The organism is Pseudomonas sp. UBA6276 (genome assembly GCF_002438365.1).
In the GTDB taxonomy this organism is placed as follows: Bacteria; Pseudomonadota; Gammaproteobacteria; order Pseudomonadales; family Pseudomonadaceae; genus Aquipseudomonas; species Aquipseudomonas coleopterorum.
Map to the genome: position 1 here is coordinate 38,425 of NZ_DJUS01000016.1, position 453 is coordinate 38,877.

Annotated in this window: 1 protein-coding gene; it reads right to left on the bottom strand. The window is 64.5% G+C overall.

The annotated features are described in order from the left end of the window. Positions 1 to 453: FAD-dependent oxidoreductase (locus tag B2V21_RS02545; RefSeq protein WP_286915952.1), on the bottom strand; the 453-nt coding region annotated here is incomplete at both ends.

Genomic DNA, 453 nt, shown 5'->3' on the forward strand with positions numbered 1-453 from the left:
TGCTGGTCTGGTGCTTGAACTGACCCTGTTCCGGTGCCACCACGCGGCCCTGGCTGTCGGTCTGGATGCTGTGGTCCTGGAACCAGGCCGCAGGGCTTGGGCGGAAGCCGAAAGCGATGACCACGGCATCGGCCGGGATGATCTCCTCGGAACCCGGAATCGGCTCGGGGCTGCGACGGCCACGGGCATCGGGTTCGCCGAGACGGGTCTCGACCACCTTCACGCCTTCGACCTTGTCTTCACCCACGATGGCGATCGGCTGCCGGTTGTAGAGGAATTTCACCCCCTCTTCCTTGGCGTTCTTCACCTCTTTGCGCGAGCCCGGCATGTTCGCCTCGTCGCGACGATAGGCGCAGGTCACCGCCTTGGCGCCCTGGCGAATCGATGTGCGATTGCAGTCCATCGCCGTGTCGCCACCGCCCAGTACCACGACCTTCTTGCCCTTCATGTCGA